Origin of the sequence: Quyinboa ferrireducens (assembly GCF_042436675.1) — a bacterium.
In the GTDB taxonomy this organism is placed as follows: domain Bacteria; phylum Bacteroidota; class Bacteroidia; order Bacteroidales; family UBA5342; genus JBHJHP01.
The window spans coordinates 1-22,737 of the sequence record NZ_JBHMVA010000007.1 but is presented as its reverse complement, the minus strand read 5'-3'; the positions used below and the strand labels follow the sequence as shown (position 1 = coordinate 22,737).

Annotated in this window: 13 protein-coding genes and 1 tRNA gene; 6 read left to right on the top strand and 8 right to left on the bottom strand. The window is 37.9% G+C overall.

Annotation, left to right across the window (positions count from 1 at the left end; translation table 11 throughout):
* The 3 genes from ACE01N_RS11470 to ACE01N_RS11460 are packed head-to-tail and all read left to right on the top strand — an operon-like array spanning nt 1 to nt 5,958.
* Entirely contained in the window at nt 1-3,336 is a 3,336-nt protein-coding gene (locus ACE01N_RS11470; protein ID WP_380588732.1) for a hypothetical protein, read from the top strand.
* A 38-nt stretch (nt 3,337-3,374) separates the two neighbouring features.
* The gene (locus tag ACE01N_RS11465; protein ID WP_380588729.1) at nt 3,375-4,313 is read left to right on the top strand and encodes a hypothetical protein; all 939 of its coding nucleotides are present in this window, start codon (nt 3,375-3,377) and stop codon (nt 4,311-4,313) included.
* Between the two features lie 46 nt (nt 4,314-4,359).
* Nucleotides 4,360-5,958, top strand: coding sequence for an OmpA family protein (locus tag ACE01N_RS11460; protein WP_380588727.1), 1,599 nt, complete (start codon nt 4,360-4,362; stop codon nt 5,956-5,958).
* Nucleotides 5,959-6,227: 269 nt separating this feature from the next.
* On the opposite strand, the gene ACE01N_RS11455 is transcribed toward ACE01N_RS11460, so the two are convergent.
* The 8 genes from ACE01N_RS11455 to ACE01N_RS11420 form a co-directional block, all read right to left on the bottom strand.
* Entirely contained in the window at nt 6,228-10,229 is a 4,002-nt protein-coding gene (locus tag ACE01N_RS11455; RefSeq protein WP_380588724.1) for a cadherin-like beta sandwich domain-containing protein, read from the bottom strand.
* A gap of 1,140 nt (nt 10,230-11,369) precedes the next feature.
* Nucleotides 11,370-11,453 (bottom strand) — tRNA-Leu (locus ACE01N_RS11450).
* A 104-nt stretch (nt 11,454-11,557) separates the two neighbouring features.
* Nucleotides 11,558-12,073, bottom strand: a complete 516-nt coding sequence (locus ACE01N_RS11445) for an OmpH/Skp family outer membrane protein (RefSeq protein ID WP_380588721.1) — start codon at nt 12,071-12,073, stop codon at nt 11,558-11,560.
* A 37-nt stretch (nt 12,074-12,110) separates the two neighbouring features.
* Entirely contained in the window at nt 12,111-12,626 is a 516-nt protein-coding gene (locus ACE01N_RS11440) for an OmpH/Skp family outer membrane protein (RefSeq protein ID WP_380588718.1), read from the bottom strand.
* 43 nt (nt 12,627-12,669) lie between these two features.
* A complete protein-coding gene (locus ACE01N_RS11435) occupies nt 12,670-15,366 on the bottom strand; it encodes a BamA/OMP85 family outer membrane protein (RefSeq protein ID WP_380588715.1) in 2,697 nt (898 codons plus the stop codon).
* 3 nt (nt 15,367-15,369) lie between these two features.
* Complete coding sequence (locus tag ACE01N_RS11430; RefSeq protein ID WP_380588712.1) at nt 15,370-16,137, bottom strand: isoprenyl transferase; 768 nt, start codon at nt 16,135-16,137, stop codon at nt 15,370-15,372.
* A 2-nt stretch (nt 16,138-16,139) separates the two neighbouring features.
* A complete protein-coding gene (gene porG / locus ACE01N_RS11425; RefSeq protein WP_375729837.1) occupies nt 16,140-16,829 on the bottom strand; it encodes a type IX secretion system protein PorG in 690 nt (229 codons plus the stop codon).
* A gap of 200 nt (nt 16,830-17,029) precedes the next feature.
* Nucleotides 17,030-19,186 carry an elongation factor G gene (locus tag ACE01N_RS11420; protein ID WP_380588709.1) on the bottom strand — a complete coding sequence of 719 codons (2,157 nt, stop codon included), beginning with the start codon at nt 19,184-19,186 and terminating at the stop codon, nt 17,030-17,032.
* A gap of 229 nt (nt 19,187-19,415) precedes the next feature.
* Between ACE01N_RS11420 and ACE01N_RS11415 the strand changes: the two genes are divergently transcribed.
* The 3 genes from ACE01N_RS11415 to ACE01N_RS11405 all read left to right on the top strand — a co-directional run bounded on the left by ACE01N_RS11415 (nt 19,416) and on the right by ACE01N_RS11405 (nt 22,588).
* Complete coding sequence (locus tag ACE01N_RS11415) at nt 19,416-19,799, top strand: START-like domain-containing protein (protein WP_380588706.1); 384 nt, start codon at nt 19,416-19,418, stop codon at nt 19,797-19,799.
* A gap of 103 nt (nt 19,800-19,902) precedes the next feature.
* Complete coding sequence (locus tag ACE01N_RS11410; protein WP_380588703.1) at nt 19,903-21,360, top strand: LptF/LptG family permease; 1,458 nt, start codon at nt 19,903-19,905, stop codon at nt 21,358-21,360.
* A complete protein-coding gene (locus ACE01N_RS11405; RefSeq protein WP_380588700.1) occupies nt 21,347-22,588 on the top strand; it encodes a bifunctional 3,4-dihydroxy-2-butanone-4-phosphate synthase/GTP cyclohydrolase II in 1,242 nt (413 codons plus the stop codon). The genes ACE01N_RS11410 and ACE01N_RS11405 overlap by 14 nt, the downstream gene beginning before the upstream one ends.
* Nucleotides 22,589-22,737: the final 149 nt, after the last annotated feature.

Here is a 22,737-nt window from a genome sequence, read left to right as displayed (position 1 = left end):
ATGAAAAAAACGCTACTTATAATATCACTCTTATTATTATCATTTGGAGGATTTGCGCAAATTGGTAAGGAGTTCTGGTTTGCATGTCCGAATACATGCCAGCGTTCCTGGGGCGGAGATGAAAATATACAATTGGTTATTGTGACATTTGATCAACCTGCAACAGTAAGAATAGATCAACCTGATGTAGAAGGCTTGGTCAATATTGATACAACTAAAACGATTGCTGCAAATTCTTCCTGGATTTTCGATCTTGCTGGTTATAAATCTTTAGTTGAGGTTATTGATGGACAGCCATTACCATACGGACTGAATATTACTTCTGATAATAATATCAGCGTTTATTATGCCAATACCAGCGATAATAGCGAAGTTTATACACTAAAAGGTAAAAATGCCAAGGGGAAATTCTTTATTGTTCCGATGCAAACTGAATTTGTAAATAGTACAAGTTATGGTGCAACAGAAGCACGTAGTTCAATAGAAATACTTGCAACCGAAGACAGTACAGAAATTGAAGTAGATTTAAAAGTTATGACGGGCGATCCTCAGCAGACCAGTCCGGTTCAAACAATGAAAATTAATTTAAACAGAGGTTGGGCCTATTCGTTTAAAGCAAAAGACAGAGAAGCATCTGCACATTTATACGGTACAACTATCAGGTCGGATAAACTTATTGTTGTAAATACAACGGACGATTATGTGGCTCCCGGAGACTTAATCGGAGACCAGTTGATTCCGGTTGACCTATTAGGTGTAAATTATATTGCAGTAAAAAATCAGGGTAATAATGAAAAAGTTTATGTATTTCCTACAGAGAATAAAACTGATGTTTTTGTTAATGGTGTCAAAGCAAATACAACCGGCTTTTTAAATATGGGCGATAATCTTGCTGTTACATTGGTAAATGATGCTACATCAATTACCTCTTCAAAACCTGTCGTATTATTTCAGATTACAAGTAAATCCGGGAGTTCTGAATTTGGAGGTGCAGTAATCCCGTCTTACACCTGTACTGGTTCAATGGAAACGGTTTACAGCCCAAGTTTCGATGAAATTACACTTGATATTATTACACAAACTGAATGTATTGGGAGTTTTACAATTAATGGCCGGTCTGATGTACTTTTTGCAAGTAATTTTGCTCCTGTTCCCGGAGTTGCCGGATGGTCATTTGCGAGATTACGATTAGATACCGGAGATGATATCATTAAGAATTACAATAATGTTCTACGAATAAAAAACAGTAAAGGGTATTTTCATGTAGGAGCATATGATAATCCAAATGGAAACTCCTGCTCCTATGGTTATTTTTCGGACTTCCATGAAGTTGAGTATCATGCTACCAGTAGCGAAGGGTTTTATGTGCTGGGAGATACGTTGCGTTTGTACATCCCAAATCCAGAGGCTTTCACTAATATTTTATGGACAATGCCTGATGGTAGTTCTTATACCGGTGAAGAACTGGTAATTCCTGATGCATCTGAGGATAATGCTGGTATGTATCGAATATCAGCGACGAATAACGATGGCTGTATTATCAGTGATCCGGGCGCTGTAGTGATAAATATATTTGATCCGGTTACCAGTAGTGAAACCATGTGTAGCGGCAGCCTGTTAACGCTCTCAACAGGAGGTGTAGGCCCTTATAACTGGTATCCTGAGCCTGGCGTAACAGATACTTCTATTGTCAGTGTTTCACCGGATACAACAACAAAATATTACGTAGAGAATCATAAGATTGGACAGAATATTTTGGTAAACGGTAATTTTCAGGAAGGTGCTGATGATTTCGTTTCGGATTATACTTATGGAGGAACTAATTCAGATGCACTTGTTGCTGCCGGAACATATACTGTTTGGCGAAGCGCACGCGAAATAAATGGAGATTATAATCGTGTGTATGATCATACGAGTGCTGATGCTGTAGAAGGAAGAGAACTGATCGCACATACAACGGCAGAACCAGGTAGGGCCATTTGGAGCAAAACACTTGAAATAAGTTCCAACACCCTGCATGAATTCAGTGGATATTTTATAACTGCAGACAGGGGCAGCACTCCGGCACAATTGCAGTTTATGATTAATGGAGAATTAGTAGGTGATGTAATAACCCCGCCAGATGCGGAGATCATTACTCAGCCAGTACACTGGAAATTGTTTAAAGCAGAATGGAACAGTGGTTATTATACCTTGGCCACATTAAGTATTGTAACGGCAGAGGGTAATCCTGAGGGAGCCAATGTATGTATTGATGATATAGAGTTCAAACCATATTTTGCAGTAGCAGATACCATAGATGTTGAAGTTATAAAGACACCTGATCCCTATATTACAGGAGATACAATAATTTGCCAGGGAACAGCAGTACTTGATGCAGGAACATTTGCAGACGGGACATTATATCCATCCTACAGCTGGTTTACAACAACCGATGACAACGGGATTGGGAGCGATCAGGTTTTGACCACGGCTCAACCAGGAAACTACATTGTAAAGGCATCAAACCAGATGTGTGAGGCGTATGATACAATGTATGTAGCTCCAGGTGAAGATATTCTGATCAGCCTTGACACAATTGCAGAGATATGTGCCGATGAAGAAGCCTTTACCATACAATATGAATTGGAAGAGGGTGAGTTGAAGAGTTACGGTCTGGTATTTGATGATAAGGCAAAGGCCGCAGGATTTTCGGATGTAGATAATTTGCCGGTGACAGGAAAAACAGTTATTGTTGCTCTGCCGGATGATGCGCCACCAGAGATGTATAACGCATGGCTAAAGGTGGTAAACAATTCAGTTTGTGCCGAAGAGAAACTTATCCCAATCGAATTCAGGGTAAAAATGCAAGCATCGGACCTGATGGCGCAGAAGTGGAATGATGTACTTGCATTGTATAACGAAGAATTTAATGGAGGCACATCCTATACCTCATTCCAATGGTTCAGAAATGGGGAACCGATAGTTGGTGCAACAGGTTCCTATTTATACCTTGGCGAGGGGAAAGAGTTTAGTGAGGAAGATAGTTACAGTGTTGTTGTAACTACATCAGATGGGACGACTTTTCAGACATGTGATTTCAACCCGGAACAAAAGTTGATAAACATAAGTTTACCGTCTCTGGTGAATCCCTCACAGACTATTTCACTTGGAGAATTGAATTTGACAGGAAACGGAATGGCGACATTTTGTGATATCAATGGAATAGTGTATTCACAAGAGCAGGTTAATGAGTATCAAAACACGATTCAGGCTCCGGCAAATAAAGGGGTTTATATATTACGAATAATAACTGGTGGAGATCCACCATTACAACACAAATTAATAGTTCAGTAAGAGTATGAATATTACTGGTATCAATTAAAACTTTGACTGTGGATATAAAGAAAATATTAATTGCATTAGCTATTGCACTTTCCTGTGCTATTCATTTAAACGGCCAGTCTCGTCATAGTTTACTCGTTTGGGGATCAGGAGGATATTCTTCATTGATGACATTGGCGCCGGATATAACTTCAATACCAGGTATTGGTGCAGGTGTAGGTGCCGGATATGAATTCCATTACAAAATGTTTCTGTTAAATGCCGGTGTTCAGTTTAACTATTTAATGCCAAATCTTGAGTTGAATCAGTTCACTAATGACATTGAACTGTATGATTCAGAAGGAGATTATTATGTTGGACACTACACGTTTTCACAAAACAGGGATCGGTATGGTTTAGGGAATGTTGATATCCCGCTTATGATAGGATTACAAATTAAAAATGTTTTCGTATTGGCAGGGGCACAATATAGTCTTAATGTGCTTGGTAGCACAAAGGTCAACACTGTAGTCACAACCACAGCATCATATCCTCAGTTTATTGACGAATTTGGAAATATGCCTAACCATTTTTTGTCAACCGTAAATGAAAACAATAGCTATGGTGTTTCTCTTTTGAACCATTATTCATTAAAGGCAGAAGTCGGTACTTATCTTGGAACACAACCACGGATGAAGAAAGATTTGAAAAAAACAAGATTCAGATTATCGATATTTTGTGATTATGGCTTGTCCGGTATTGTTGGCTCTAATTCTTCAGGCAATCTTATTGTAAATAAGCAAACCGATGGCACCTATGAACCTGTGCTTAACAGTTTTATTTTTTCTGATCCGGTAAATGGATACGAAGTGTTACCGTTATATGCAGGAATAAAACTAACAATTGTAATTGGACTGGAAGGTAGCGGAAAACATCCATGTTATTGCCGTGATCTTGATAGCGCAAAAGATCGTAAAAGGCGTACCCGAAAAATTACTAGACAATACTGATTTGACAATCATATTCAGTTATTATGTAATAACATGATATTATAAAATGATGACACAAAAAATAAGTAATAAATACGGTTTAAGGATAGTTCTGATTGCAGTGATTTCCGTGATAGTATTATTGCAGGTTGATGCTCAGAAAAAGCAATATATCGATGGTTGGATATTGGGCGGTTACGACCGTTTAACACATGGAATAGAAAATACTAAAGTTCCTGGAGGTCCCGGGTATGGCATTGGAGGTGGCTTTGAATATAATCTGGATGAATTTATTTTTCTGGGTGGAATTGAGTTTGTGCAACTTTATTCGAAAACTAAATTAATAAATTATTCTGAATCTCATGATTTTGTCTACCCTTATCTGGATAATTACTACATGACTTATAATTTCGAATTTGTTAATTTTAAGGAACGTCATAGTGTCGGTTTTTTGAATATTCCTTTGCAGGCAGGCCTTCATTTAGGGGAAAGATATTATGTATTAGGCGGTGTGAAAATTGGAATGAATTTATTCGGAAAATCAACCGTAAAATCAACTCTGCGGACAACAGCTACTGACCCTATGTTGATTGATGATCTTAGTGATATTCCATTACATAATCTGGGGGATGCAGAATACAATGAAAAGAATAATCTGGATCCAGGGATGAATATTGTTCCGGGGCTTGAATTTGGTGTTGTGTTGGATGACTGGCTAAGCAGAGATTTTACCCAAATGAATAACCGTAAAAAGACAAGGGTATCTTACAGGGCAGGGTTATTTATAGATTATGGTATAACTAATTTGAACAAGGCCGCAACAACCAGAGAAGTGCTAAGTGTTCCCAATGATTTAACATTATCCATTCCGGAGAATGGTATGCCTCAGTCTTTAGATGTTACTGTTAACAGCTTAATGTCTTCTACAATGGCTACAGATAAAAGATTTGGAAGCATGTTTGTAGGTGCAAAACTTACTGTGTCATTTGATATGACACCTAAACCTAAACGGAAACCGGTAGCAAAACCAAAACCTAAGCCGGTAGTGAAGCCGGAACCCAAACCTGTTCCTGTATTTTATGCACATGTGGTTGATGCCGATTCTGCATTCAATATTGAGGCAGAAGTTCTTGTTAGTTCGATGCAGGATAAAAAAGAGGTATTCAGAAGTAATACAGATTCGAATACCGGCCTGGCAAGTCATGAGTTGAAAACAGGTAAATATCTTGTTCATGTGGAAACAGAAGGTTACCTAAATTATCAGGAAGAATATATTCAGGGAGAGAAACCGGATACTCTTTTGGTTAAACTGCAGGCTATTAAGAAGGATGTTATCGTAGTACTGCGTAATGTATTCTTTGAACTTAACTCTGCTGCGATTAGACCAGAATCAGGGCCGGCATTAGAAGATCTTTACCAATTTTTAAATAAGAATCCTGATGTTAAGATTCAAATAGTTGGTCATACCGATAACACAGGATCGGCACAATATAATCAGAAGCTTTCGGAGGATAGAGCCAAGGCAATACATGACTTTTTGATTATCAGAGGTGTAAATGCAGATCGTTTAAGCTGGCTGGGTAAGGGTTCTACTAACCCGGTTGCTCCAAATGATACAGAAGAGGGCAGAGCACAAAACAGACGAGTGGAATTTGTGATCCGGTAAATAAATATAATTGACCAATGGAAAAGAGGCTGTCCTTTATTTTTGGAGCAGCCTCTTTTTACTTCATCATTTGAAGCACAAATTAAGATTATAAGACTACTGCTGGTAATTTTTTTGTACTCCTGTCAACTGTTATAAACTTATAGTGACGGTAATCACTTTTTGTAATTGTATTTTAGTTAGATCTTAGCACTATAGCGTTTAAATAACCGCATAAAAAAGAGGACTACATTCAAGTAGTCCTCATGAAAAACATAAGTGAATTATTATCAATTAGTCCTAACTATTTTAAACAGTTTTGAACCATTTTCAGATTCTATTTTAATCAGGAATATGCCGGTCTTAGAAAGTGTGACAATTTCTTTGTTTGATGTTGCTATCTGTTGTTTAAATAGTTTACCTGATAGATCATAAATTGTAATAATACCAGGATTACCACCAAAATCTACTGTAAAGTTTCTGGAAGTAATAGTTGGATAAACATGAATGGAATTTATGTTATTATTATCCAGTGCATCAGGTTTCACGGTTATGTTAACAGTATAGGTCATCAGTTCTCCGTTCTCTGCTGTAACAATTACAGTAGCGGTTCCTGTACCCGATGAAACATCAATTGTACCATCTCCTTCAACAGTTGCAGCATTATCATTTTGGGTTGCAGTTACAATAACTTCTAATGTGCCAGTTGGCACTTCAACAGCATATGTCGTAATTGAAGGATCAAATGACGGTTCAAGAGTTCCCGAATCAACGGTAAGACCAGATAACGTGGCATCTCCTGATAATGCGGCATCCATTAATATGAATTGGGCCTGGGTATTATCCGTGAGCGATTTATCTGCGTAATATCTGTTGCCAGCAGTTGTTCCGTCGGTCGCTACGTATTTATTATTCACTGTATTCATAAAGGAATATGTATTGCTCAACTCATCCAGAACAACTTTCCATTCCCCGCGTGCAAGATTTCCAAGTTCTGTATCCCAGTCATTTCCATAGCTCCAACTGAAATAACGATATTCAACATCCTGTACCAGGTAATACAAACTATCATCTATTTCGGGATTTACAGGTTTCAAAATGAAGAGAAGAGAATCATTATCGCTTTCTATTTCTGTAAGAACCGGGATTAATTCTCCTGTAGAGCTGCTGCTACCCATTACAAAACCACTAGCAACCTGTTTAATAAAGTATCTTGGGTATGTTTCAACAGCAACAACAGGAATAGAAGCAAGTGTTTTGTCTCCCATTACGATGTCCATAACACCTTGATCGCCAATAGTAGTATTCGAACCATCAATCATTAATTTCACAGAAGCACCATTTTCCAGTTCTGAAGCCAATATAGTATCCGGGTAACACGAGAAACCCGTAGGTAAAGCAATAAAGACTGTATCTGTAATATTAACTCCTGTAAGATAAACCGGGTATTGTTTTAGGTCTTTTTCTACATCAATTCTGATTTCTTCAGACAATGAAACAGTTGAAACAAAATTAACATCAGAAGGAGACTGAATGTACCAGGTCGTTTTATCATTTGCTGGTTTATCAGGGAATACACCGCTGTTAATAGTTGTGTTATCGCTTCCAACATACTGTCCCTCCGTTTTACTAACAGAATGCAAATAGAAACCATCACCTGTCGCTGCCTCAACTATGTTGAAACGGAATGCTTCCGTAGTTGCAGCAGTGTCAGCGATAAATCCCATTTTCCATCCTTCGAAATAGTAAAAATATCCTGATTGAGCATTTTTGATGAAATACTCACCCTCAACATTGCTTTCAATAAATTGAACCTGCTGATGTTGTGCACTGAAGTCAGGTTCCTGAAGTTTTGCACGGTTATCAGTGACATCTTCTCCTAAAGCAAGACCACTTGCTTTCTGTATAAGGTAATATGATTGTTCTGCCCCTGGTTTAAATTTTGCATCCACAAGAATCCATTCACCTTTGCCATCAACCTCATAAGACTTGTCATAATAAAGTCTGCTGTCTGTTGTTGTTCCGTCCGATGCAATTATCTTGTCAGATCTGTTAATATTAGAGAATGAAACCGTTCCGTTTCCATTGTCAGTAATTTTCCACAAGGCATCTTCAGCCGGAGCATTTAAGTCTGTATTCCATCCACTTGTACCTTCAACGCCAATTGTAAGATAAGTGCCATCCTGTACAATATTGAACGTATCTGTTTTCACTTCCCTGAAAAAGAATTTTTGTGAACTTAACCAGGCGCTGTCGGTCAGTGCCGGATAGGATCCATTACTATAATTCCCAATTACAAGATTAGAATTTTTTTGTTTTATATAATATCTGGGTTGTGCAGATACTGTTTTCATTTTTACAGAATCCAGCTTAGTTTCTCCTGCTGTAAAGTAAAGCCAACCGGTAGTTCCTGCTATATCATTTGATGATACATGTACCGTGTTAGTTTCTTCAGATTGTGCTGCAGAAATACTTGAAATATCAATATCGTAACCGGCTGTAACTTCTATTTGCAGATCAATATTCTGCGCGGTGAAAGGAATTGGATATCCATCACCATTATCTTCAATTTCAACTGAATCTAAATCAACTGCAAAGCTGACCTGTGACGCCAGATAAATTTGTATTGATTTGTACAAAGTATCAAGAGCGGCATTTTTGACTTCTTCAGTGGATACACCATCAGTAAAGATTGCTGCGATATTTGATATTGTGTCTGATAAAGCTGCCCTGGCGCTTGTAGGATATTGTCCATTTGCAGAACCTTCTTCTGTATTATCAAGTAACCCTTGTGCTTTTAATAACATTTGTGGGGAAGTTGTATTGGCTGGTTCAAATCCGATAAGTTCACAGTTTTCCCATCTTGGGTCATTTACATTTCTAATATAATTACCAAACCTGGATGTTTTTAGATCATTGGGATCTTTTGCCGAATTTGCTAACCAAAGATAATTTGAAGACGTGTTGTAACTTACCAGGTAATAATTAATACCATCAATAGTTGTTTCATACTTCCAGGTCCAGTCATCATCACCGTTTGTATCAGAAAGGTCTCGGGTTTTTACCATCATGGCATTGTCACCTCTTCCATACCAATACTTTGTCCCATATCCGTCAACCGGTCCTGTAATATTGTAATAACCCTCAAATCCTGTCTGGGTACTTGAGGCAAACCTGAATAGTTCATTATCATTAAGGGTATACAATTCATCGTCGTTGTTTATATTATCGTCACTATTAGGGACTGTTTTCATGAAAACAGAACTATTATCGACATGATTTACATACCGATAACTTGCTGCACAAAAAATTCGATATTCCTGATCAGGGAGTGGAATAAAAGTTGATCCTTGAGGAACAAATTTAATTGTGTAAGCCATTGTTGACCCGTTTTCGGCTGTAACTATAATATCTATAGATTGTCCCATTTCCACGGATACATTTCCATCACCTGAAGCTGAAGCATTTGCATCATTTTCAGTGGCTGTTAAAATTACCTGTGAGGTTCCGTTTGGTACCTCCAATAAGTATGATGTAATATCTGCACTGAAAGTTGGAATTAAGGCCCCTGCATTAGAACTTAAATCAGATAAAGTTGCATCATCGCTAAGTATGGCAGCTGTATAAAAAATTTGCAAATCATCAAAGAAAAAGCGTCCGTTAGAACTTGAACCTGAACCGGGTGATTGAATGCCAACCTGAATTTTACCAGTTGTTTCGGCATCGAGCGAAAATGCAATCTCATCTGATGTCCATGTGTCTTGACTTATATCAGATAAAGTCGATAAAGCAGATGTACCGTCATCAGGAACCCATCCAACCATACTTGAGCCTGCAACACTTGCCCCAGAATTATACACCTTGTATTTTATTAGATATGTACCTGCAGGCAGTTTTACATTCTGTGAATAAGATGTGTTACCACCCCAGGCGGCACATACTCCTAATACTCCATGCCCACTTCCTGTTGTGGTACCGTCAGAAGCAGTTGCCGGTATTGGTCCGGGACTATTTAATGTTCCGGTATATCCATATTCAAATGAAGCACCTGCTGAATAGCCACTATAATTCTGGACCCAGTCTGTAACTGTTAGAACAGTTGATCCATCATTATTTGACGTGGCCAGGTTTGAAGCCGCATCAGCTGTTAAGAAATTACAAGACTCATCAAATCCGGCATTGGATAAAAAAGTACTTGTAACATCTGTTTGGGCAGTTACCTTTATGATTCCAAGAAGAATCATAACAGAAATAATCCCCCACTTTTTAAAGCGTAAAAGATTTGTTTTCATAAATGAAATTTTAGTTATTACTCGTGGTAGTTCACATTATTGAATTTTCTACTAAGTAAAAATATCGTATGAAACAGGAATTCACTGTAATAAATTTTATATACCCTATGATATTTTCGTAATTGTTTGGATTATATTGCTTGGATATAGGTGTTTATAAAGAAAAGATGGATCAAGTAACAACCATTATTAGAATAGTTTCAACAAAACTATCTCAACAATTTTCTGCAACTTGTTGATTTTTGTTTTAACTGTTAATAGCTGTAATGCAACTATAGTTGAATGCGATAACAGTAGTGACGTTATCCATTTTCATAGTATAGGGCTTTTATATAAGTTTTTGTTATTCCAGACTGGTTTTGATGTTTGTAATCTAATTGTATTTAAAATTGTTGTCAGGGAATTAGTGTTCTTTTCTAAAATATGGAGGAGGGTATGATGATAATTCAAAGAAAAAGGATTGCATAAGTTGCAATCCTTTTGGCCATTAAGTGAATGATTATTAATTAATCCTAACTAAATTGATAAATTGGATTCATTTTTAAATGATTTGATTTTCTTTAATTTAAGTATTCTTTCGCCCAGTGAAACGTATGAAGAATACAGCTTTTTCTTGATGAGATTAATAGTCTTCATGATATTTAAATTTTTAATGTTGATTCGCTTTCTGATGGTTCAAAATTAGTGGTAATATTAAATGGGGGTTATGACAAATTTTGAAAAGGCTATAATGAAATTTAGTTAATGTATTGAAAATGAAAATGGGTTTAATTAATGATATTCCGCATATAGGAGATTTGTGAAATATACGTTGTATTAATTAGTAATACAAGTTCTATCCAGCCTTATCATATTAAAGAGCCATAGAGTAAAATGAATGTTAATGGTTCAGGAGATCATAATTCTTTTAGGCTGTTTTATTCTAAAAATAAATCCGGTTTGTTTTCAAAGTATGCCAGTTGGTTTAGGTGCCAGAGTATAATGATATTCTCTTTTGGACAGCCGATCTATTGTTTGCAGAGGGATTCGGAACAGGACTTCCCGATGTCACTCCGTTTAACGGGATTCCGTTTTGGTTCATTTCTCGTCCTGTTCAGTATCCGCATAAAAAAAGCCCCCACATTTGTGAGAGCTTCTTTGTGCCCAGAACAGGACTCGAACCTGCACGTCCTTGCGAACACTAGTCCCTGAAACTAGCGCGTCTACCGATTTCGCCATCTGGGCATTATAAATTTAAATCCGACGATTCAGATTTTCTTAAATGCGGATGCAAATGTAATAAAAAAGGTGCTTTAAAAAAGCACCTTCGCATATTTTTTCAGTAAATTTTACTGTTCTATTCCAAGTTTCTTTTTCACAAGCGGTGTGATGTCCACGCTTTGTGTTGAATGATAAAGAACGGTTCTGTTTGCCAAATCGAAAATAAAAGTGAATCCGTTTTCCTTTCCAACTTCATCAATCGCTTTTTGTACTTTATCAATAATTGGTTTAATCAAATCTGACTCTTTTTGCTGAAGATCCTGCATGGCCACCTGGTTAAATGTAGTGATCTGCTGTTGAATTTGCTGCAGCTCTTTTTCTTTGGTAGCTTTAATTAAATCGGTATAAGTATCTCTTTTTGCAAGATAATCTTCATACTTATTATTCAACTCATCTTCCATGGATTTCTGCTGCTCTTCCAGCTTTGATGCATAAGCTTCAATTTCCTGTTGGGCAGCGTTCCTGTCCGGCAATTGAGCCAAAAGATCCTGTGAATTTATATGTCCGAATTTATAATCCTGTGCAAATGCAGATGTGGATAATAATATGGTAAAAGCAAATAAGATTGAAGTCAATCGTTTCATATGATTCATTTTAATTAAACGTGGCAAAAGTAACAAATTATTTGGAATAACCTAGTTTATCCAGAACGATATCGCTAATGTCGTTTTTGGAGTTGGAATAGATCAGGTTATTGCTGCTTGATTTATCAAAAATAGCGTCATATCCGCGTTCATCAGCCACTTCTTTTACGGCATTGTAAAGCTCATCCTGAATTGGCTTAATAAGACTTTCACGCTTTTTGAAAAGTTCACCTTCCGGACCAAAATATTTACGTTTCAGCTCTTGTCCTTCTTTTTCCCGCTCGATGATTTCATTCTCACGTTTTACCTTCATTTCTTCAGACAGAAACACGAGTTCATTCTGATAATTCTGATACATGGTTTTAACTTCATTCATCATGGTCTCAACCTCCTGTTGCCATTTTGTTGAAGCCTGATCCAGCTGATCCTGTGCTGATTCATACGCCGGAATATTCTTAAGAATATATTCACTGTCTATGAACGCAAACTTTTGTGCAGAAGCTGTGGCTGCCATTAAAAGTATTGCAAAAATTGCTACTGTTATCTTTTTCATATTATCTGTTTTCTCAGGTTCAAAACAAAAACCCTGCCAAACTCTAAAATTGTTGTCCTATAACGAAATGGAACTGGCTTGCTCCTAATGCACCACTGGCATCTTTATCAAATCCATATCCCCAGTCAATGCCCATTAAACCAAACATGGGCAGGAATATACGCACACCCACACCAGCTGATCGTTTAACAGTAAACGGATTAAAGTTCTTCCATTCTCCCCAGGCATTACCTGCCTCTAAGAATGCCAGAGCAAAGATGGTGGAAGATGTTTCCAAAACCAAAGGATATCTGAGCTCAGCAGTATATTTTACATACATATTACCATTTTCCTTGGCACCTCCGGAAGCATAATACTCAATAGGCGTTAGAGAACCGTTTTCATATCCACGTAATGATATTGTTTCAGAACCATATAAGCTGTAGCCGGACATACCGTCACCTCCGAGTCTGAATTTTTCAAACGGTGAAGTTTTATATTTATTGTAATATCCCAGGTAACCAAATTCTGCTTTAGCCATCAGGATCAGTTTCATATCTTTTGTCAGTGGTGTAAATGTTGCCCCTTTAAACTTCCATTTATGGTATTCTACATATCTATTCAGAATCTGAGAATTTGCTTCTAAAACTGCTGCATCATCCGTTGTGATACCATTGGCCAGATCCGATACAGTTTTAAAGTCTGTTTTTGAAAACAGTGAATAGGGGGGTGTCAACTGAACCGAAAAGGAATACTGAGAACCACTTCTGGTGAAAATAGGATTGTCAATAGAGTTTCGTGATAATGTGGTTGTAAAACTTAGCACATTTGAGATCCCATTTCTGAATCCGAATGAACTGTAATACCAGTCTTTAATATCGTAACGTTGATAAGATAATTCATTGTACAACGTAAACCAGTCATCAGGCCAGTTTAATCTTCTGCCCAAACCAGCAGATGCACCGGTTACGTACATGTGTTTTGATGCCTCTGAGTTACGGAAATAGTCCTCAAGTGTACTGTATCCTCCATAATCCGTATTTCCGTAGCCATATCCGCCGTAGCCTCCTCCGTAATAAGAGGAACCATAACCTCCGTAACCACCATATCCTCCATAATATGGATTACTGTAAGCACTGTACGCTGCACTCAGGTCTGTCTGTACGGAATGATAGGCAGAAACAGACAATGAATTGGGTTTCTTTCCTCCCAGCCATGGCTCGTTAAAAGACAGGCTGTATGACTGATATATCCTTCCGTTTGTTTGAGCCCTTAAACTTAATGTCTGGCCATCTCCGGATGGTAAGGGATGATAAGTTTCTTTATTGAAAATATTACGTATTGAGAAGTTATTAAAAGACAGTCCCAAAGTACCTACAAACATACCGGCTCCCCAACCTCCACTTAACTCAACCTGGTCAGTTGCTTTTTCAGTCAGGTTAAATACAATATCAACGGTGCCATCTTCCGGATTCGGCTTTGGAATTGGTTCAATACGTTCCGGGTCAAATTGCCCAATCTGAGCAAGTTCTCTTACTGAACGGATTATGTTATCTTTAGAAAACAGCTGCCCAGGTTTTACGCGTAGTTCTCGTCTGGCAACCTGTTCGTGAGTTCTGTCATTACCATTAATAATAACTTTGTTCACCGTTGCCTGCGTACCTTCCGTCATCCTGAATTCCAGGTCGATGGAATCCTTGTCGACCATTACTTCAACTGGAGTAAGATTAAAGAACAAATAGCCATTGTCAAGGTATAAATTGCTGATTGCATCGTCATCTGAATTCAAACGTTCATTCAACAGTTTCTGATTATACACATCACCATCTTTAATCCGTAATTGTTGCGACAACTGATCGGATGTGTATTTGGTATTTCCAACCCACGAAAGATTTCTGAAATAATACTTATCTCCTTCATCTATCTTGAGGTAAACATTTACCGTATTTTCTTCGGTTCCGGGATAAATGCTGTCGACTTCAATAATGGCATCTCTGTAGCCAAGTTCATTGTATTTTTCAATCAGTTTTATCTTGTCTTCGTCATATTGTTCCGTAATGAATTTTTTGGACCTGAAAAAGTTGCGCAGTTTATTTTTTTCATTGGTCTTCTTCATTGTGCGGTTAATCTTATTGAAAGTTATTGCCTGATTACCTTCAACTATAAAATTTGCAATCTTCACTTTTTCTTTCTTATCCACAAAAATGTCAATAATCACCTGGTTTTCGGCATTAAGGTCGTCTTTTTGATGGATTGTGACCGTTGTATTATGAAATCCTTTTTCAATAAAATGATTCTTTATAACTTTTTGGGTATTATTAATAAGGTTTGGAGTCACCTGTGCCCCTTTTATCATACTGATTTTTTCTTCCAGATCAGTGATCTCACTCTTCTTCAAGCCATGATAATTGATAACTGATAACCGTGGTCGTTCCTGAAGTTGAATATTAAGATATATTTTGTCATTTACTATGCTGTCTGCGGTAATGGTAACATCCGAGAACAACCCCTGTTTCCAGAATTTTTTGATGGCTGCTGTTATATCATCCCCAGGAATCGAAACCTCACTTCCAACTGCAAGCCCGGAATAAGCAATAAGTAAGCTCTCCTCATAGTGTTTGATACCACTGACGGTAATTGCACCAATAGTATATTTACGGGGAGCTGAATAATAAATTTCAGGTTTTACATTTGTCTGCGCCAGTACACCTGATAATAAACATAAAAATGCGAGTGATAACAGTATAGTGCGTTTGATCATAATCTACTTTGTGTTTCCTTGAGCTATTTGTTCACTGGTTTTGCCAAATCGTCTTTCTCTTTTCTGATAGTCGTAGATAGCTTTGTATAATTCCTCTTTTTTAAAATCAGGCCAGTTGGTATCTGTGAAATAAAATTCGGAATAAGCAACCTGCCAGAGCAAAAAGTTACTTATCCTTAATTCCCCGCTGGTCCGGATTAATAATTCAGGATCCGGCATGTTGTTGGTTGTAAGATATGTTTCAAAAAGAGCATCATCTATCTCTTCTGCACTGAATTTTCCGTTCAATGCATCCTTAACCAGTTTTTGTGTGGCGTGTACAATTTCCCACCTTGAACTATAGCTCAGTGCTATGGTTAAAACCAATCCGGTATTTTTTGATGTTGCTTTCAAAGCATTTTCTACTTTCTGGTAAACGTGCTGAGGAAGCATTTCGTTACACCCGATAGTAGAAAGTTTTATGTTATTTTTTACTAAATTCTCAATTTCGGAATCAATACCGTTCACTAAAAGTTCCATTAAAGCATTGACTTCATCCGATGGTCTGCCCCAGTTTTCAGTTGAAAATGCATATAATGTAAGATATTCCAGATTGAGTTCTGCAGCAGCTTCTGTAATGGTCTTAACACTCTCCAATCCCTCCTTGTGTCCAAAAATCCTGTCAGTCCCGTTACTCTTTGCCCATCGGCCATTGCCATCCATTATTATGGCAATATGCTTTGGAAGCTTGTCCGGATTAATTTTGTTTTTGTATGATTCTTCCTTTTTCATGTTTAGTTATATGAGCCACTGCCACAACGCCATTTATGTTTAAAAATACTTATTGTGGCAAAAATGCCAAAACAGGTGTAGTAATCGTTATTTATAATTGAGGATCCGTTAAGATTATACGGATTGTTTAATACGTCACCAGTACTGTATGTATCTAATTCGTCTGTAAACATTTTTCTCATGCCTATTTCTGCACCTAAAGTAAGGTTTTCCAACACCTTCCATTTAACACCTCCCCCAAAGGGCAGGTTTGGCGCAGTTACCATTCCATTATTTCCACCCATCAACAGAGTCATTCCGAATCCCGTATAAATATATGGTGTGAATGTATAATTTGTTTCACCTTTGGCATTACTCAAAGGGAAAAAATTATATTCCAGATTTAATCCCATATCCCAGAATTTCTTTGAAAACTCATACTGGGCATTATGTGGTAAATAATTGGAGGTGTACTTTGTTGATCCGTTCAATGTCCCATAATACCCGTTAAATTTAATTTCGTAACGGGGTGTTATTAGAAAACGGACTATTCCTCCATACTGATCCTGGATCTGTAAAAAAGGATAGCTGGGATTACCGTCACCCAAATAAAAATTACCACCATAGGCACCACCAATAGCTACCCTGTATTGCCCGTAACCTATACCGCAAAAAGATATCCAAACAATTATTACAAAAATAAGCCTGTTCATTTGTCTGTTTTTACAATACTTTTTGCAGTTTTTTATGCTCCTGCAAAAGTAATATTTAATCTTAAAAAACAACTTTTATACATATATATTATTGTCTGTACTAAAGGTTTTTTGTAATAATTAACAAACAAATAATGATCTATTTACGACAAAGAGCTTCCCTTTTGAGGAAGCTCTTTGAAGCATAAAAATTAAGCAGATTAATCTTCGTCTTCTGATTCTTCATATTCTTTAAGCAGAATATCCTGAATTTCAGGCGGTACTTTTTCGTAGCTGGCAAATGCCATGGTATAACGTGCACGGCCACCTGAATTTGAGCTCAAAGATGTTGAATACGAGTTCATTTCTTTCAATGGAACTTTAGCGCTGAGTTTTTCAAAACCTTTTTCGCTTTCCATTCCCATTATCATACCACGACGTCCCTGAAGGTCACTCATTACATCGCCCATCCGGTCTGAAGGAACCCAGACAGTAACATCATAAACCGGTTCAAGAATTTTAGGTCCGGCATTTTTAAATGCCATGCTGAAAGCATTTCTTCCCGCCAGTTTAAATGATATTTCGTTGGAGTCTACAGGGTGCATTTTACCATCGTAGACACAAACGCGGATATCGCGGGCGTATGATCCGGTTAACGGTCCAGTTTCCATACGTTCCATAATGCCTTTAAGAATGGCGGGCAGGAAACGTGCATCAATGGCACCACCTACAATACAATTGTAAAATACCAGTTTTCCACCCCATGCCAGCGGAATTTCATTCTTATCCCTTACATTAAGTTTGAATTCCTGTCCATTAAATTTATACATGGATGGTTCCGGCATACCTTCTTCATAAGGTTCAATAATCAGGTGAACCTCTCCAAACTGACCTGCACCACCAGACTGTTTCTTATGACGGTAGTCAGCTCGTGCAGCCTTTGTGATTGTCTCGCGATAAGGAATTTTAGGATCAATGAATTTAATGATAAGTTTATCATTGTTTTCAATTCTCCATTTTACAGTTTTCAGATGAAACTCACCCTGACCGTGTACAATAACCTGTTTCAGTTCTTTTGAGTACTCTATTATAATTGTAGGATCTTCTTCGTGCATGCGTTGCAGGATTTCACCCAGTTTCTCATCATCCGATTCATTTTCGGCTTTAACTGCCACCCTGTATTTAGGATTCGGATAACGAATAGCTGCAAGTTTGAAATCTGTGCCTTTTGCATTAAGGGTATGATTTGTTCTGGTTTCTTTCAGTTTTACAGTTGCGCCGATATCACCGGCCTGCAACTCACTGACTTTATTTCTGGTCTGACCAGCCACACAATATAGTTGTGACAGACGTTCTTTCGATCCTCTGTTAACATTGATAAGGTCATCTCCTTCTGCTACCTTACCGGACAAAACTTTAAAGTAGGAAACTTCTCCCAGATGGGGTTCAATCGATGTTTTGAACACAAAGAGTGAAGTTGGTCCGTTAACATCACATTTAATATCATCACCTTTATCGGTTTTGGGCTTTGGCATTTCGGATACCAACGGAACCACATTTCTAAGGAATTCCATTAAACGGCGGGTTCCCATATCTTTAGCAGCGGACACACAAAATATAGGGAAAATATCGCGTAGAATCAATCCTTTGTGTATTCCTTCACGCATCTGGTCTTCATTCAACGAACCTTCTTCGAAATATTTTTCCATTAAAGCTTCATCATTTTCGGCAGCAGCTTCCACAAGAGTATTGTGCAGCTCTTCTGCTTTTTCTTTCTGGTCATCCGGAATATCAACAATTTCCGGAGTACCACCGTCGGGGCCCCATTTGTACATCTTCATCTTCAGCACGTCAACAAGTGCATTGAAACCAGTGCCAGTTGCAACAGGGTACTGAACAACAACCACTTTTGATCCGAACTGGGTTTTTAGGGATTCCAGTGTTTTGTCAAAATCAGCTTTTTCATGATCCAGCTGATTCACAACAAAAACGACAGGTTTTTTTTCGTCCTGGGTATATCTGAAGTGGTTTTCGGTACCTACTTCTACGCCATTTTGTGCATTAATAACCATTAATGCAGTATCAGTTACATTAAGAGACGTTACGACTCCACCAATAAAATCATCGGAGCCGGGACAGTCGATGAAATTTAATTTCATGTTTTGCCATTCTGTGTAAAGGACGGTCGAGAACACCGAATACTCATAATCGTGTTCTACAGGAAAATAGTCTGAAACTGTGTTTTTTCCTAATACTGTGCCTCTGCGCTTAATTACTCCACCCTCATACAGCATGGCTTCTGCAAGGGTGGTTTTCCCAGAGCCGGAATTGCCCAGCAAAGAGAAGTTTTTGATTTCATCTGATTTATAAACTTTCATGGAATAGTGAATTTATAGATTAGAAATTTTATAGTACTTTTTCAAGCAGCCGGCAAATTATTCAATATTTCATTCAAATCCAAGGATTTATATTTTGAGCCTGATGTATTTAAAAACATTGTTATAAAACATGTGGTGTATTTTGGTTTTTCATGTTTTGAACAACTTTATTGAGTTTTGTTTACTGAAAAAAAAGTTCTATATTCCGCCACTGAATAATTGATAATTAATGGAACAAAAAGTAAGATTTGAGCAGGAATACATAGTAAACGCGTCAATTAGCGTCATTTACCCCATGCTAAGTACTCCAAGCGGCTTGTCAGATTGGTTTGCTGACGACGTTAACATTAACGGAAAAACATATACCTTTTTCTGGGACGGAGCTGAGCAAATTGCTGAGCTTATTGCAAAACGAACCAATGTTTTTGCTCGTTTTAAGTGGATTGAAGATGAGGATCCTAAGGCTTATTTCGAGTTTAAACTGACAACCGATGAACTGACCAATGAAGTTGCCCTTGTAATTACCGATTTTGCAGAGAAGGAAGAAGTGGAAGATGCAAAAGAGCTCTGGGATACACAGGTAGACAAACTCAAACACAATTTAGGAATATAATACATTAATACACAATATTTAACTGGCAGGTTTATCTTTGGTAAGCCTGCTTGTTTTTTTACACCGCTTTAATTATTAATTTTGCGCTCTGAAATTTGGAATAATGAAAAGGCTTTACGTCTATATTCTTAAAAAATTCTTCGGACCACTTATTGCCACATTTTTTGTGTCCATTTTTGTATTGTTCATGCAATTTCTGTGGTTGTATGTTGATGACCTTGTAGGGAAAGGTCTTGATACTATGGTGGTGCTTGAATTTGTGTTTCAGGCTATTCTTACCCTGCTTCCGCGAAGCGTCCCACTTGCTGTTTTGCTGGCTTCTCTCATGACATTTGGTAATATGGGAGAGAAACTTGAATTGCTTTCTATCAAGGCAGCCGGAGTTTCGTTGTTCAGGGCAATGACCCCGGTAATTATTCTGGTAACATTTGTAAGTGTTGCGATGCTTTATTTTAATAATGATGTATATCCCGAAGCATTCAGGAAGATGCGGGTTTTAATATATGATATTAAACGTGCAAAGCCTGAATTGTCCTTTAAAAATGAAGTTTTCAATACTGATATTCCGGGGCTGACGGTTAGAATAGGAAAAAAGGATATTAAAACCGGAATGCTTCATAATGTGATGATTTATGATCAGCGGGATAATAATGAGCCTACAGTTACAAGAGCTGATTCAGGATTAATGAAGACAACAGACGATAAGCGCCATCTGATACTGACACTCTTTGACGGAAAAACATATGGCGAGGTTAGGCAGGAAAAGAACAAACGCTCTAAAAATGACGACTTTGCTCAACCATTCAGAAGGGATACATTCCAGAAGCAAACTGTATTGTTTGAGATCGATGAAAATTTCAAGAAAAGTAATGAGGATGCAGCAAAAAATCAATACTTCAGTAAAAATTATAAGCAGCTTGCCGAGTCCTACGATTCACTGGTAACACTAGAAAATAAGCGGGCAGAATTGTTTTATTTGTCTAAAATAAAATTCGCCTATCACAAAAAATTGCCCGAATCCAGAACGAAGAATGTGATCAATCCTGTTCAACGGAATACAAATTATGATCTTGATAGTCTGTTTGTAATGATGAATAAACGGGAACAGGAAAGTACGATTAATTTTGCATTGCAATCTGCCCGAAAGGTTAAGAATAATATAATGGAACGCGACAGGGAAGAAGAAAATATTATGTACAATACCCGCAGGCATCTGTTTGAATTGAACAACAGGATTGCATTAGCGTTGTTGAGTCTGATCATGTTCTTTATTGGTGCTCCCTTAGGAGCGATTGTAAGGAAAGGCGGGCTGGGATTACCGGTTGTTTTATCTGTATTTTTCTTTGTACTGTATTATATCATTGATAATTTTGGGCGTCATTTAACATATAATGCAGGACATTCAGCATATGTCGGTGCATGGTTGAGTACCATGGTATTATTGCCAATAGGAATTTTCCTGACCAGGCAGGCAACCAGCGACTCAGTGATAATGAATGTGGAGAACTACTATTTATTCTTTAAGAAGATATTTAAAAAAAATAAAAATGAGCGAGGATAATTTCAGGTTGGATCCTATCGAAGATGCTGTTGAGGCTATTCGTCAGGGGAAACTTGTGATCGTTGTTGATGATGAGGACAGGGAAAATGAAGGGGATTTTATTTGTGCGGCGGATAAAATAACCCCTGAAATTGTAAATTTCATGACTATTCACGGACGGGGTTTGATCTGTGTGTCTCTTCCCGAGGAAAGATGTAATGATTTGAACCTGGATATGATGGTGGGTAAAAGCAATGCGATACATGAAACGGCTTTTACTGTTTCTGTGGATAAAATCGGTGATGGATGTACTACCGGCATTTCGGCATCTGATCGTGCCAAAACAATTGCGGCTTTGGCTTCACCCGATACAAAACCTGAAGAACTGGCTCGTCCCGGACATATATTCCCGCTCAGGGCTAAAACCAAAGGAGTGCTTAGAAGAGCAGGGCATACAGAGGCAGCCGTTGATCTGACCAGAATGGCAGGATTGCAGCCGGCTGGTGTTCTTGTTGAGATAATGAACGATGATGGGACTATGGCCCGTTTACCCGATCTGGTTAAAGTAGCGGAGAAGTTTGATCTGAAGTTAGTTTCCATAAAGGATTTGATCGCATTTCGTCTTCAGAATGAATGTTTGATAGAGAGGGGTGAAGAGGTTCAGATGCCTACCAACTACGGAATATTTAAGTTGATCCCGTTTCTTCAAAAATCGAACGGACAGGAACATATTGCTCTTATAAAAGGAGAGTGGACCGAGGATGAACCTGTGTTGGTACGTGTGCATTCTTCATGTGTTACAGGTGATATTTTTGGTTCCCTGCGTTGCGAATGTGGGGAACAGTTGCATATCGCCATGCAGACCATCGAAAAAGCAGGGAAAGGTATCCTTGTTTATATGAATCAGGAAGGAAGAGGTATTGGGCTGATGAATAAAATTAAAGCGTACAAGCTTCAGGAGCAGGGACTGGATACAGTTGAAGCCAATGTCCATTTAGGTTTCGATCCTGATGAAAGAGATTATGGGGTAGGAGCACAAATTTTACGTGATCTGGGTGTAAGAAAAATGCAGCTGATGACTAATAATCCGGTGAAACGAATTGGTTTGCAGGCTTTTGGACTGGAAATTGTAGAAAACATTCCGCTGGAAGTAAAACCTAATAAATACAATGAGTTTTACATGAAAACCAAACGCGACCGAATGGGGCATATTCTTCATAAATACGACTACGATAAGGATAAGTTTTAATCATCAGACACAAGTATAGGAGTCAAGAATCAGGACTTAAAATGTTTTTACCGGAGTTCTGAGAAGGTAGGTCCTCCTTATTCTTATGATATGGACAAGGGATTAACATAGTTTTGTATAAAAAGTCTGTCATTTTTAATAACGGCAAA